12 protein-coding genes are annotated in these 13,913 nt (G+C 67.5%); 9 read left to right on the top strand and 3 right to left on the bottom strand.

The window, feature by feature from the left end:
* The first annotated feature begins 83 nt into the window (after nt 1-83).
* Genes GN331_RS06335 through GN331_RS06295 form a run of 9 tightly spaced genes read left to right on the top strand, consistent with a single transcriptional unit; the run spans nt 84 to nt 11,098 of the window.
* Nucleotides 84-2,078, top strand: a complete 1,995-nt coding sequence (locus GN331_RS06335; protein WP_156641056.1) for a tetratricopeptide repeat protein — start codon at nt 84-86, stop codon at nt 2,076-2,078.
* Complete coding sequence (locus tag GN331_RS06330; protein ID WP_156641055.1) at nt 2,075-4,003, top strand: hypothetical protein; 1,929 nt, start codon at nt 2,075-2,077, stop codon at nt 4,001-4,003. Before GN331_RS06335 ends, GN331_RS06330 begins: the two co-directional genes overlap by 4 nt.
* Before the next feature lie 24 nt (nt 4,004-4,027).
* On the top strand, nt 4,028-5,200 hold the full coding sequence (locus tag GN331_RS06325; RefSeq protein WP_156641054.1) for a glycosyltransferase: 1,173 nt from the start codon (nt 4,028-4,030) through the stop codon (nt 5,198-5,200).
* Entirely contained in the window at nt 5,185-5,826 is a 642-nt protein-coding gene (locus GN331_RS06320; RefSeq protein ID WP_156641053.1) for a class I SAM-dependent methyltransferase, read from the top strand. Before GN331_RS06325 ends, GN331_RS06320 begins: the two co-directional genes overlap by 16 nt.
* 3 nt (nt 5,827-5,829) lie before the next feature.
* Nucleotides 5,830-6,507: a class I SAM-dependent methyltransferase gene (locus tag GN331_RS06315; RefSeq protein ID WP_156641052.1), complete on the top strand. Its 678-nt coding sequence runs from the start codon at nt 5,830-5,832 to the stop codon at nt 6,505-6,507.
* On the top strand, nt 6,504-7,961 hold the full coding sequence (locus GN331_RS06310) for an MOP flippase family protein (protein ID WP_156641051.1): 1,458 nt from the start codon (nt 6,504-6,506) through the stop codon (nt 7,959-7,961). The genes GN331_RS06315 and GN331_RS06310 overlap by 4 nt, the downstream gene beginning before the upstream one ends.
* Nucleotides 7,958-8,893 (top strand): glycosyltransferase, encoded by a 936-nt coding sequence (locus GN331_RS06305; RefSeq protein ID WP_156641050.1) that lies wholly within the window; start codon nt 7,958-7,960, stop codon nt 8,891-8,893. Before GN331_RS06310 ends, GN331_RS06305 begins: the two co-directional genes overlap by 4 nt.
* Nucleotides 8,893-9,993, top strand: coding sequence for a UDP-galactopyranose mutase (gene glf, locus GN331_RS06300; RefSeq protein ID WP_156641049.1), 1,101 nt, complete (start codon nt 8,893-8,895; stop codon nt 9,991-9,993). The genes GN331_RS06305 and glf overlap by 1 nt, the downstream gene beginning before the upstream one ends.
* Nucleotides 9,994-10,000: 7 nt before the next feature.
* On the top strand, nt 10,001-11,098 hold the full coding sequence (locus GN331_RS06295; RefSeq protein ID WP_156641047.1) for a glycosyltransferase family 4 protein: 1,098 nt from the start codon (nt 10,001-10,003) through the stop codon (nt 11,096-11,098).
* Here GN331_RS06295 and GN331_RS06290 read toward each other — a convergent pair.
* Genes GN331_RS06290 through GN331_RS06280 form a run of 3 tightly spaced genes read right to left on the bottom strand, consistent with a single transcriptional unit; the run spans nt 11,088 to nt 13,880 of the window.
* Nucleotides 11,088-11,813, bottom strand: a complete 726-nt coding sequence (locus GN331_RS06290) for a class I SAM-dependent methyltransferase (RefSeq protein ID WP_331713379.1) — start codon at nt 11,811-11,813, stop codon at nt 11,088-11,090. The two genes, GN331_RS06295 and GN331_RS06290, sit on opposite strands and share 11 nt — an antisense overlap.
* Complete coding sequence (locus GN331_RS06285; RefSeq protein ID WP_156641045.1) at nt 11,810-13,036, bottom strand: glycosyltransferase; 1,227 nt, start codon at nt 13,034-13,036, stop codon at nt 11,810-11,812. The genes GN331_RS06290 and GN331_RS06285 overlap by 4 nt, the downstream gene beginning before the upstream one ends.
* Nucleotides 13,029-13,880 carry a glycosyltransferase family 2 protein gene (locus GN331_RS06280; protein ID WP_156641043.1) on the bottom strand — a complete coding sequence of 284 codons (852 nt, stop codon included), beginning with the start codon at nt 13,878-13,880 and terminating at the stop codon, nt 13,029-13,031. Before GN331_RS06280 ends, GN331_RS06285 begins: the two co-directional genes overlap by 8 nt.
* Nucleotides 13,881-13,913: the final 33 nt, after the last annotated feature.

Here is a 13,913-nt window from a genome sequence, read left to right as displayed (position 1 = left end):
TTTCTGCTTGCGCCCCGTCGCCGCCGGCGACGGGGTTTCGTTAGGATGCGCCTGCGCCGAAAGCGGCGTTCCACAGGCGCCGCATGACCCCTCGCTCGTCCCGACTGCAGGACCACCTGGCCCCGCTGGCCTTCGCCGGTGTCCTGCTTCTTGCCTTCCTGGCCTATCGGCCGGGGCTGTCGGGCGGATTCCTGTTCGACGACCTGGTCAACCTGCCCGCGCTGGGCAAGTACGGGCCGATCGTCGATGCACCGGCCTTCTGGCGCTACATCACCTCCGGATTCGCCGATCCCACCGGGCGCCCGTTCTCGCTGCTGACGTTCCTGATCGATGCGCGCGACTGGCCAACGGACGCTGCACCCTTCCTGCGCACGAACCTGGTGTTGCACCTGCTGAATGGCGCGCTGTTGTTCGTGCTGCTGCGCGTCCTCGGCGGCCGCCTTGCCGACGATGCACGCACGCGCGACGGCGCTGCCCTGGTCGGTGCGGGCCTGTGGGTGCTGCATCCGTTGTTCGTGTCGACGACGCTGTACATCGTGCAGCGCGAAGCGATGTTGCCGGCAACGTTCACGCTGCTCGGGTTGTTGGCGTGGGTGCATGGGCGCGCGCGGCTCACTGACTCGCCACGCACCGCATTGCTTTGGATGGTGGTCGTATTCGGTGCTTGCACCGTGCTCGCCGTGGCCAGCAAAGCGAACGGTGCGTTGTTGCCGGTGCTTGCGTGGGTCATCGATTCGGTGATCCTGCGCCGGAACGATCCAACCCAATCCACGCTGCGGCTCCGCGCATTGCGCGCGGTGATGCTGATCCTGCCCAGCGTGCTCATCTTCGGTTGGTTGCTTTCGAAGCTGCCGGCCATGCACGTCGACCTCGCCTCGCGCCCATGGACCGTTGCGCAACGGCTGCTCACCGAACCGCGCGTACTTGTCGACTACCTGCAGTTGCTCGCAGTGCCACGCGTGCTGTCGACCGGTTTGTACAACGATGCGTACGTCGCATCGACCGGCCTGGCGTCGCCGGCGTCGACCTGGCTTGCGATCGTCTTCGTGCTCGCCCTGGTCGCCACGGCATTCGCGCTGCGTCGCCGCGCACCGGTGTTCGCGTGCGCGCTGTTGTTCTTCTTCGCCGGGCACCTGATCGAATCCACGATTTTGGCGCTGGAGTTGTACTACGAGCATCGCAACTACCTGCCGGCGCTGCTGCTCGGCTGGCCGATCGGCCGCGCGCTGATGCGCTGGAAGATTCCGGCGGGCGCGCGCATCGCGATCGTCGTGCTGATGTTCGGCGGACTCGCGACGATCACCTGGCAACGCGCATCGCTGTGGGCCCGACAGGATGAGATGGCGGCCCTGTGGGCGCGCACGAATCCCGCGTCCTCGCGCGCGCAGGCCACCGCGGCGATCTTCGAAATGCGCGCCGGTCGTCCGGACCTCGCCATCGCACGGCTGCAACCCCTCTCCGAAAAACACCCCGCCGACCTGCAGCTCGCGGTGAACTTGGCCGATGCACGTTGCGCCGCCCGCGGGCTCAGGCACAGCCAGGTCGATGCCGTCAGCTACGCGCTGCGCAACGCGACGGAAGGCGACGCCCTGGTAGTGACGTGGCTGGCCGACGCGCTGAACCTCGCGCGGACGCGCGCGTGTCGTGGCCTGAATCTCGAGGCCGTCGACACCTGGATCGCCGCCGCGCGCGCGAATCCGCGCTTCGCCGCGCCCCCGCGCCAGCAGGAACTGCATTCGATCGCCGGCGATCTCGCGCTCACGCGCCGCGAGCCCGACGCGGCGCTCATCGAATTCGACCGCGCGCTCGACGCGTGGCCCACCCCGCAGGCCGCATTGCAACAAGCCGCGATGCTCGCCTCCGCCGGTTGCTACGCGCAGGCGCGCGACCACCTGGATCATCTCGCAGCGCTGCAAGCCCGCGACTCTATCCCGCACCTCGCGCGCGCGACCGGCGCGATGTCCATGCTCCACGAAACGGTGCTGCACAAGCAGCGTTACTGGACCAACGCACTCGTGCACATGCGCACCACCCTCGACGACGATCTGCGCCAACACGGCGCCACCCAATGCCGATGACACAGATGCGTTTCCCCGCCTTCAACCGCAAATGGCTCGTGTGCATCGCGCTGCCGCTGCTCGTGCTCGCGATCTACTGGCCCGGTCTGTTCGGCGGCTTCGTGTTCGACGATTACCCCAACATCGTGGAGAACCCGACGCTCAAGATCGACACGCTGGACGGGCCTGCGTGGCGCGCGGCGGCGTTCTCGTCGGATGCCGGCAGCCTGCAGCGCCCGATCGCGATGCTCAGCTTCGCGGTCAACACGTATTTCGCGGGCATGGATCCAGTCGCGATGAAGGCGACCAACGTCGTCATCCACGGCATCAATGCGCTGCTGGTGCTGGGCCTGGTGCAGTTGTTGTTCGCACTCGCCGCGCCCGGTGTCGATGCGCGGCGCCGCACGTGGGCCGCCGCCTTCGTCGCCGTCGCGTGGGCGGTGCATCCGATCAACACGATGAGCGTGCTGTACATCGTGCAGCGGATGGAGAGCCTGGCGCATACGTTCGTGTTCGCGGGCCTGTGGCTGTACCTGATCGGCCGGCAGCGGCAACTGGCGGGCGAAAGCGGGCGCTGGTGGATCGCCGCGGGCCTGTTCGGCTGCACGGCGCTCGGCATCCTGTGCAAGGAGTCGGCGGTGCTGTTGCCGCTCTACGCATGGCTCGCCGAAGCCTGCATCCCGGCGCTGCGCAATTCGCCGCAGAAGGGCGACGTGCGCAAGTTGTTCGCGGCGGTGTTGTGGTTGCCGCTGGTCGCCGGACTGTTCTGGCTATTCCCGCGCGTGACTGCGCCACGCGCGTTCATCACCCGCGACTTCACGCTCGTCGAGCGGCTGCTGACCGAAGGCCGCGTCCTCGTCGACTACCTGCGCTGGACCGTGGCACCACCGCTTCGAGAACTGACGCTGTACCACGACGATTACGTCGTCTCGCGCGGATGGATGTCGCCGCCATCGACTTTGTATTCGCTGCTCGGTCTCGCCGCGCTCGCGGCCTTCGCGTGGTGGCTGCGTGCGCGCCGCCCGCTCATGGCGCTCGGCATCCTGTGGTTCCTCGCCGCGCAGGCACTGACCGCGACCGTCGTGCCGCTGGAACTGGTGTACGAACATCGCAACTACTTCGCCTCGGTGGGCGTGCTGATGGTGCTCGCCGACCTGCTGCTGCTCCTGCCGCGCGACAACCTGCGGCGCGTCGGTGCACTGGTCGCGATCCTGTTGGTGCTGGGTTACGGCGCAACGACGCACCTGCGTGCGCGCGAATGGTCCCACCCGCTGCGCTTCGCCGCGAGCGAAGCGCACAAGCGCCCGGAGTCGCCGCGTTCGACGTACGGCTACGGCCGCATGCTGGTGATCGCATCGCAGTACAAGCCCGACTCGCCGTACGTCGAGCCCGCCGTCAAGGAACTCGAGCGCGCGATCGCGTTGCCGAAGAGCGGCATCCTCCCGCACAGCGCCCTCCTGTTGCTGGCCGCACACGCGAACCTGCCGCAAAAAGAAGCGTGGTGGACCGACATGACCGCACGCCTGCGCAAAGGCCCGATCGGCCCGCAGGAAGTCAATGCCGTCGGCAGCATCATGCGTTGCGCGCGCAGCCGCGAATGCGACTTCTCGGAACGGCACATGGTCGACATGTTCGAAGCGGCGCTCACGCGCCCGAATCCCGACATGCAGACGATGTATGCGGATTACACGCTCAACGTGCTCCGTGAATCCGAGCGTGCGTTGAAGCTGTTCGAAGGCGTCGTCCCCATGCGTCCAAACGAGTCGCAATACCGGGTCAACCTGGCCAAGGTCCAGATCGCGCTGGGCAAGCGCGATGCCGCGCTCCGGGAAATCGCGGCGCTGCGCGAGCTCGGGCGCTTCGGGGAGAACGAGGCGGCTGCCATGGAACTGGAGCGGCGCCTTGGACTTTCCCCGGGTGCCCCCGCACACTCGTCCACGCGCTGATCGACGGGAGGCGTGGGGTTTCAAGTGAATCGGGTCGCCATCTATCGCAACGTGCTGCTCCCGCGTTCGGAGACGTTCGTCCGCGACCAGGCCAGGGCCTTGCGCGCGTGGAAGCCGACGCTGGTCGGCAACTTCCGCGTGCGCGATGGCCTGGACCTGTCGGGCATGGACGTCCGGCTTCCGGGCGGCGGCGCGTCGCAACGGCGCCTCCGCCAACGCTTGGGCGTCGCGGATCGCGGGCTGGTCGAAACGTTCGAGGCCCATGCCGATCTCGTGCACGTGCACTTCGGCCTGGATGCCGTGGATGCCTGGCCTTCGGTGAAGCGCGCGGGCCTGCCGATGCTCGTCACGCTGCACGGATACGACATCACCACCCGCAAGGGTTGGTGGTGGAGTGGGCGCGGTGGGTTGACGCGAATTCCCTACCCCGCCCGGCTAGCGCGACTGTTTCGCGAGCCGCGGGTCGGATTCATTGCCGTCTCAGATGCCATTCGCGCGCATGCGATCACCTTGGGCATGCCGCCCGAGAAAATCGTGACGCGCAGGATCGGCATCGACGTTCGCAAGTTCACGCCTGCCGGAACGTTGGCCGGGCAACGCCCGCGTCGCGTGCTTTTCGTGGGCCGCCTTGTGGAAAAGAAAGGCGTGCGCTACCTGATCGAAGCGATGGCGCGCGTGCGCGCCCGCTTGCCCGATGCGACGCTGGCGATCGTCGGCGACGGACCGTTGCGCGCGACACTGGCCGCGCTCGCGAGCGACCTCGCGGTTCCCACCGAATTCCTCGGCACGCTCGACGATGTCGGTGTGCGTGCGCAACTCGCGTCTGCCCGCGTGTTCTGCCTGCCGAGCATCGTCGCCGCCAGCGGCGATGCGGAGGGCTTCGGCATGGTCCTGCTCGAAGCCCAGGCCTGCGGCGTGCCGGTGGTGACCTCGGCGCGCGGCGGGGCAGTCGAAGGACTGGTCGAAGGCACGACCGGATTCTCGTTTTCCGAGCGCGATGTCGATGCGCTCGCCACGGCGCTCGCGACGCTGCTGTCCGACGACGCGCTGGCCAACCACATGTCGCAGCGCGCCCCTGCCTTCGTGCGGGAGACCTTCGATATCGATTCGCTGACACCTGCCCTGGAGGCGGTCTACGACCACGTCGCCAACGCAACGCAGGTGCAACCCGGAGTCATGCAATGTTTGCAAAGTTGATGCGCTTCCTTCGCGGATCGCGATTCGATTCGTCGGCGACCTACTGGGAACGCCGATACCGGTCCGGCGGCAACTCGGGCGCCGGCTCGTACTCGATCCTGGCCGAGTTCAAGGCCGAGGTCCTCAACGCCTTCGTGCGCGAGCACGATGTGCGCTCGGTGATCGAATTCGGTTGCGGCGACGGCAACCAGCTGACGTTGGCGCAGTATCCGGCCTACATCGGGTACGACGTCAGCCAGCGGGCCGTGGACATCTGCCGCAGCAAGTTCGCGGCCGACGCGACCAAGTCGTTCGAACGCGTCGATGCGTACGATGGACGCAAGGCCGACCTCGCCCTGTCGCTGGATGTGATCTTCCACCTGGTGGAGGACGCGGTGTTCGATGCGTACATGCGCCGTTTGTTCGATGCCGGCGGCCGGTTCATCGGCATCTACGCGTCCAATGACGATCGCCCGCAGCTTCCGGATTCGCCGCACGTGCGCCACCGGCGCTTCACGGACTGGATCGACGCCAACGCGCGCGAATGGACACTCGAGCGGCATGTGCCGAATCGCTATCCGGACACCGGCGACAACCGCGTGAGTTCCTTCGCCGACTTCTACTTCTACCGCCGCGTCGCCGCCTGACCCATGTATTCGGAAGACCCGTTCGCGCACAACCGGTTGCTGAAACGAGCGATCAACGCGCTCGTTCGCGAACGGTTGCCGGCGATCACGGGCACGGTCGTGGATCTCGGTTGCGGCACCGCGCCGTTTCGCGACGACATCCTGGTCAACGCGCGCGAGTACGTCGGGGTGGACTGGACCAACACGCTGCACGATTCGCGCGCGGATGTCGTCGCCGATCTCAATCAGCCGTTGCCCTTGCCCGACGCAATGGCCGACCACGTGGTGTCGTTCGAAGTCATCGAGCACCTGGCCGAACCGGGGACGATGCTGCGCGAAGCCGCGCGGATCCTGCGCAACGATGGGCAGCTCACCCTGTCCGCACCGTTCCAGTGGTGGGAGCACGAAGCGCCGTGGGATTACCAGCGCTTCACGCGCCACGGGCTGCGCTACCAGTTGGAGAAGGCCGGGTTCGTCGACATCGTCGTGCGCAACACCACCGGTTTCTGGTCGATGTGGACGCTGAAGCTCAACTACCAACTCGCACGCCTGCCGCGCGGTCCGCGCTGGATGCGCGCCGCGATGCGCGCGCCGTTGATCGTGTTCTGGTGGCTCGCGCAGGCGATCGCGCCGCAACTGGATCGGGTCTGGCACGAGGATCGTGAGACGGCCGGCTATTTCGTCACGGCGCGCAAGCCATGAAGCTGCGCACGCGCGCCATCTCCGCGGGCCGATGGACGACGGTCTCCGCGCTTGGCCGCAGCGGCCTGCAGATGTTGCAGGTGGTGGTCGTGGCGCGCTTTTTAGCGCCTTCGGATTTCGGCCTGATGGCCATCACGATGGCGCTGCTCGGCGTGTTGAGCGTGCTGGCGGACTTCGGCATCAGCCGCGGCATCATCCACTTCGATCATGTCGACCAACGCACGCGTTCGTCGCTGTATTGGTTGAACGTACTGCTGGCTGCCGCGCTTTCCACCCTCGTGGTGGTGTCGGCACCGTTCATCGCGCGCTTCTATGACTTGCCCGCGCTGACGTGGGTGCTGGCGTGGACCGCGCAGATCCTGTTCGTCAGCAGCCTGGGGCAGCAGTTCAACGTGCTCGCGGAGAAGGAACTGGAGTTCGCCAAGCCCGCGCAGAACGAACTGGCCGCGGCGCTCGTGGGCTTCATCGCGTGCGTGGTGGCCGCCGTGTGGCTGCACGCGGGCGTGTTCGCACTCGTCGCGGGTGCATTGGCGACGGCCATCGTCGGCGCCGCACTCGCGTGGCTCCGGTTGTCCGCCGGCCACCGCCCGACCTTCCACATGGACTTGCAGGAGGCGATGCCATTCCTGCGCTTCGGCGGCTACATGATGGGCGAGAACGCCGCCTCGACGCTGACGCGGCAATCCGACATCTTCATCGGCGGCTGGTTCCTCGGAAGCGCGACGCTCGGCCTGTATTCGCTGGCGCGCGATCTCAACCTGCGCGTTTCGATGATGATCAACCAGGTCGTCACGCGCGTGACGTTCCCGGTGATGTCGCGTGTCAAGAATGATCCGATCGCGCTCGCCGACATCTATGCGAAGACGATGCGCATGACCGCATCGGTGAATTTCCCCGTGTTCGTTTTCATCGGCGTGTTCGCCGATGAAGTCGTGATGCTGTTGTACGGCGAGCGCTTCCGCGATGCGGCGGGCTTGATGCGCGTGTTCGCGGTGTGGGGATTGCTGCGGTCAGTCGGCAATCCGGCGGGCAGCGTGTTGTACGCCGTCGGCAAGGCGCGTCGCGCGTTCGTTTGGAATCTCGTGCTGCTTGTGCTGTTCCCGCTCGCGTACTGGATCGGACTGCAAAGCAAAGGCCTCGACGGCCTGTTGGTCGCCGTGGTCGCCACGCAAGTGCTGCTGGTGTGGCCCACCTGGCGCTGGCTGGTGCATCCCTCGTGCGCCTTGCCCTTCGGCGCCTATCTGCGCGAGATCACGATCCCGCTCGTCGCGGCGCTCCTCGCGGGCGCGGGTGCGTGGGCAGCGGCGCATGCATTGCCGCACGGCACGGTGCGCATGGCGGTCGGCGGCGTCGTCGGCGGCGTGATCTATCTCGGCCTCAGCGCGCTCATCAATCGCCCGTGGTTGCTCGCGATCCGCGAGATGGCGCACGTGCCGCAGCGAGCGCGCCGATGAGCGCGCCCACCTTCGTCAGCGTCTACATCCCGACGCACGAACGACGTGCGCTCCTCGAACGCGCGCTGCGTTCGGTGCTCGCGCAAACCTGGCCGCATTTCGAAGTGATCGTCGTCGACGATGGTTCGCGCGATGGCACGCGCGAGTGGTTGGATGCCTTCACCGGCGACCCGCGCGTGCGCGCCTTCCATTTCGATGCGCCGCGCGGTGCGCAGGCGGCACGCAACTTCGCGCTGGCGCAGGCGCGCTTCGACCTGGTCACGGGCCTGGACGACGACGACGCGTGGCTGCCCGATCGCCTTCGGCAACTGGTCGAAGCCCTGCAACCGGGCGTCGGCTTCGTGGCCGCGGCCGACGTGGTCGAACGCGACGACGGCACGCGCCACCTCGCCCGCCGGCCGGCGCGCATCACCCACGACATGCTGCTCAGGCGCAATGTCGTCGGAAACCAGGTGCTCGCGCGCAAGGCCGACGTGATCGCCTGCGGCGGCTTCGACGAAGCGCTGACGGCCTCGCAGGACTACGACCTCTGGATCCGGCTCGCCGCGCAGGCGGGCGACGGCGTGGGCCTGTCCGCGCCGCTGCAGGTGGTCCACGCACAGGCGGCGCGGGCGCGGGTGAGCACGTCGAGCCGCCGCCGGAAGGGCGTCCTGCGCGTCTGGCGCAAGTATCGCGGGGCGATGACGCCCGCCCAGCGCAAATCCCACCTGTTCAACCTCTTGCGCACGACCGGCCGGCCCATCACGCTGCGCACCGCGCGCGCGCTGTGGAGCCGGGAAGATGGCCCGCGGATCGTGGCGCACTGGCTGCGCGGGCATCGCCTGCTGTCGGACGCCTGGCTCGAACGCCTGGCACACCTGCGCGATCGCGCGGAGATCGACGCGGCGCTCGCCGGCCAACCCCACCGCATTCCGGAAGGCACCACCCCCTGATGTCCAGCGCAGTTTCCGAAATCCTCATCGTCGGCGCCGGCTATGCCGGCAGCGTCGTCGCCCGCGAACTCGCCGATGCCGGCAAGCGCGTGCGCGTCATCGACAAGCGGCCGCACATCGCGGGCAATGCGTTCGACGAGCTCGATGCGCACGGCGTGCTCGTGCATCGCTACGGGCCGCACATCTTCCACACCAATGCCGAGCGCATCTGGGAGTGGCTGTCGCGGTTCACGCAATGGCGCGAGTACGAACACCGAGTGCGCGGCGTGGTCGATGGGCGCGAGTATCCGTTCCCGATCAATCGCGACACGCTCAATGCGCTGTACGGGCTGGACCTCGACGAGGCCGGTGCGGCGGCGTTCTTCGAACGCGTGCGCGAGCCGCGCGAGCCGGTGCGCACGAGCGAAGACGTCGTGCTCAACAGCGTCGGCCGCGATCTGTACGAGAAGTTCTTCCTGCACTACACGCGCAAGCAGTGGGGGCTGGATCCGTCGGAGTTGAAGGCCGGCGTCGCCGCGCGCATTCCGGTGCGCACCAACACCGACGACCGGTATTTCACCGATACCTTCCAGGCGATGCCGAAGTTGGGTTACACGAAGATGTTCGAGGCAATCCTCGATCATCCCAACATCCGCGTCGAACTCGACGTCGACTTCGAGGACGTGCGCCGGCGCGGGACGTTCGCGCACACGGTCTACACCGGTCCGATCGACGCCTACTTCCATCATTGCCACGGGCGCCTGCCGTATCGTTCGCTGCGCTTCGCGCACGAGCATCTGCCGGATGTCGCGGAGTACCAGTCGGTCGGCACGGTGAACTATCCGAACGACCACGCCTACACGCGCATCACCGAGTTCAAGCACCTGACGGGCCAGCAACATGCGGGCACGTCGATCGTGCGCGAATATCCGCAGGCCGAGGGCGATCCGTACTACCCGATTCCGCGCACCGAGAACGAGTTGCTGTTCAAGCGTTACGAGGCGATGTCCGCGGACGAACGCGACGTCACTTTCGTCGGGCGCCTGGCGCAATACCGCTACTACAACATGGACCAGGTGGTCGGCGCGGCGCTCGCCGCCGTGCGCCGCCTGCTGGACTGATACAACGATGCGCATCGCGTACCTGTGCAAGCGCCGCTACATGAGCAAGGACGTGGTCCTGGACCGCTACGCGCGCGTGTACGAAGTCCCCGCGAAACTCGCCGCGCGCGGCCACCAGGTCGAAGCGTGGTGCCTGAGTTATCGCAAGGAACGCGAAGAAGGCACGTGGACGCATGACGCCGCGCCCGGCACGCTGACGTGGCATTCGGAGCCGGCGATGCCGGGCTTGCCGACGTATCCGTGGCGGTTGCTGCGCGCGCTGCGCAAGTTCAAACCGGACCTGATCATCGCGGGCACCGACATCCCGCACGTCGCGCTCGGCGCGTGGTTGAAGGGCAAGTTGCGCGTGCCGCTGGTGGTCGATCTGTACGACAACTTCGAAGGCTTCGGCCAGGCGAAGATCCCGGGCTTCGTGTCGTTGCTGCGCTGGGCCACGCGCAAGGCCGACCTCGTGCTGACGACGAGCGAGCCGTTGCGCGAACTGGTCGTCGACACGTATCGCGCGAAGGGCATCGTGGTCGCGATGCCGAGCACCATCGATCGCGCCGTGTTCCATCCGCGCGATCGCGCTGCTTGCCGTGCCGCACTCGGCTTGCCGCAGGATGCGTTGCTCGTCGGCACCGCGGGCGGGCTCAATCGCGAGAAGGGCATCGAAGCCTTGTACGCGGCATGGGCGATCCTCGAAAAGCGCATGCCGAACGTGCACCTCGTGCTCGCCGGTCCGCACGGCTTTCCGCCGCCGACCGGGGACCGCGTGCATTCGCTCGGGCCCTTGCCGCACGAGCGCGTCGCGCAAGTGTTCGGTGCGCTCGACGTCGGCGCGATATGCATCCTCGACACCGAATTCGGGCGTTACTGCTTCCCGCAGAAGGCCTACGAGATGCTGGCATGCGACCTGCCCGTCGTCGTGGGCGATGTCGGCGCGATGCACTACTTGTTCGCCGACATGCCGGAGTTCCTCTACCGCGCGGGCAGCGCGGAAGACCTCGCCGACAAGCTCGAAACGCAGCTGCGCAATCCGCGCAAGGCCGACGTGCCGATCCGCGACTGGAGCGAGGTGATCGCTTCCATCGAACCGACGATGCGGCGCCTGGTCAGCGGTTGAATCGGTAGATCAGCGTCGGAATCAGCGGCGACAACGCGCGCCACACGCCATCGGGAACGGCGGCCACGCACTTGCGCAACATCCCGCGCGTGCCTTCGATCGCGAGCATCGCGCGCAAGGCTTCGACGCCGACGTTGCGCGCCTGCAACCCCGCTTCGGCGAACAGCGCTTCGATGCCGGGCAGCGTGAGCAATTCGCAGTCGTAGGCCTCGCCCTTCCCCATCGCGCGCACGTACGGGCTGCGCCACGCGCGCGGAAGCCAGCTCAGGAACGCCAGGTGGAAGTGCGGTTCGACCACGCCCCAGCGATTCGGGACCGCGAGATAGCCGCGACCCTCGGGCGCGAGCACGCGGCGGCATTCGCGCAGGTGATGCAGTTGGTCGGCGTGTTCGCCGACGTGTTCGATCACGTGGTTGGTGATGACCACATCGAAGGCGGCGTCGGCGAACGGCAAGGCCGTGCCTTCGACGCGCTGCCACGTGTAGCCGTCATGCACCATGCGCAAGTCGACGACATCCACCGACGTGACCTCGCAACGGATGGTCGGATGCGTGCCGAGGAAATGCGCGATGCCGCCGCTGCCGGTGCCGACTTCGAGCACGCGATACGGCGTGGCGCGCGGCTGCAGGTCGAGCAGGCGCAGGATCTTTTCCGCCTTCGGCTTGCGCGACGCGAGGTCCGGCGCGATGTGCGGTTGGCGCACGGCGGTGTTCACGCGCGCACACCGTCGATGCAGTGCGCGATGAGGTGGCCGTAGGCGGTCGCGATGTGGTCCCAGTCCACGCGCGAGGCCGCTATCGCGCGAATCGCTTCGGCGCGGCGCGCGAGTGCGGACGGATCGTCGAGTGCGGCGATGACGGCGTTCGCGAGTTGTTCGGTGCTGCGCGGATCGACACAGACCTCGGCCTTCATCGCGCCGAGCAGATCGTCCACGCCCGCGACATCGCCGACGACGACGGGGCAACCGCAACCGATCGCTTCCATCAACACGACGGGCAAGCCTTCCTGGTCGCCGGCGTCGTCGCGCACGAACGGCGCGACGAGCAGCGACGATGACCGATACAGCGCCGGCAACTTGTCCTGCGGCATCGCGCCGAGGAAACGCACGTGGTCGGCGACGCCCAGGCGCTCGGCCTGCGCGCGCAGCGCGGCTTCTTCGGGGCCGAAGCCGGCGATGTCCAGGCGCACGTTCGGGCGCGCACGCACGATCGCGGGCATCGCATCGAGCAGGAAGTTGAAGCCTTTCTTCGGCACGAGGCGGCCGACGGCCAGCAGCACGTCGGAGGCGCGCGCGACGGTGGCGTCGGGCACGAAGCGTTCGCGCAGGTCCACGCCCATCGGCAGGATGTCCAGGCGCGGCGGCGCGAGATCGATGCGGCGCGCTTCGGCCGCCATCGCCGAACTCACGACGGTCATCGCGGCGCTCGCCTTCGCGACGTCGCGCTTCATCGCTTCGAGGAACTTGCCGCGCAGGCCGAACAGATCGCCGCCATGCGAGGTCACGAGGAACGGCACATCGCGCGTGGCCTTGCTCGCGACCCAACCTTGCGGGATGAGCCAATGTGCGTGGATCGCATCGATGCGGCGCGTGCGCAACAAGCGCTTCACCGCAAGCCATTGCATGCCGACGAAGGTGGGCAGCAGCAGATGCTTCCACTTCGACCGCCGCAGGTTGGCGGCGATGCCGCCGCCGTAGACGAGCGTTTCGAGCTTCGCCGGTGCGTAGCGATAACGGATGACTTCGACGCCGTCGATCTCGCCGGACTGCGCGCCTTCGGCATGCGGCACCAACGCGATCACATGGAAGCGCGCGCACAGCCGCTTGCAAAGCTCGTGCACGAAGCCGGGTTCGACATCGCCCGCCCACCGCGGATAGGTGGACGCCAGGACGAGGACGGTCGGTTTGTGGGAGGCGCGTCGCCTTGCGGGGTCAGTCATCGCGGCGATAGGTCAGCGCCGTGATCTGCTCCGACACCAGGCCGATCAGGAACACCACCACCGCCGCGCTGATCAGCAGCGCGCTCATGTTGGTGAAGCGGCCGTACTTCGCGAAGCTCCAGGCGTAATACGCAACGCCCAGCACGCCGAAGCCCAGCGCCGCGGGCGCGAAGAGCTTGAGCGGCGAATACAGCGTGGCGATGCGGAAGATGATGATCAAAAAGCGCGCGCCGTCGCGCAACGGCCGGATGTGCGAGCGGCCGATGCGGCGCGCGACTTCGATCGGCACGTAAGCCACCGGGTAGGCGCTGCGGAAGAACGCCATCGTGCTGGTGGTGGGGTAGCTGAAGCCGTTGGGCAGCAGGTGCAGGAACTCGCGGAAGCGCTCGGCGCGCACGGCGCGGAAGCCCGAGGTGAGGTCGGCGATGCGGTGGCCCGTCATCCAGCTCGCCAGCCGGTTGTAGAGCGCGTTGGCCGCGCCCCGGCCGACGTTGGCCTGGCCGCCGGCGTTGCGGGCGCCCACGGCCATGTCGTAGCCGGCTTCGAGGCGTTCGAGCAGCTTGGGGATGTCGCCGGCGTTGTGCTGGCCGTCGGCATCCATGAACACGAGGATCTCGCCCGAGGCCGCGCGGGCTCCGCGCTTGATGGCCGCGCCGTTGCCCATCGAGTAGGGGGACGAGAGCACCCGCACCCCATGTTCGGTGGCCACGGCCGCCGTGTCGTCCGTGGACCCGTCGTCCACGACGATGATTTCGGCTTCCGGGTAGGCGGCCTTGAGGCCGGGCAGGGTCTGCCGCAGCCCGTTGGCTTCGTTCTTTGCCGGAAGGATGATCGAGATACGCATGGCCGCTCCGCTGATCCGTACAGGTTAACCGGT

Source organism: Noviluteimonas gilva, from assembly GCF_009740395.1.
GTDB classification, from domain to species: Bacteria; Pseudomonadota; Gammaproteobacteria; order Xanthomonadales; family Xanthomonadaceae; genus Noviluteimonas; species Noviluteimonas gilva.
Note: the sequence above shows the minus strand (reverse complement) of the source record. Positions and strands in the feature narration are given on the sequence as shown.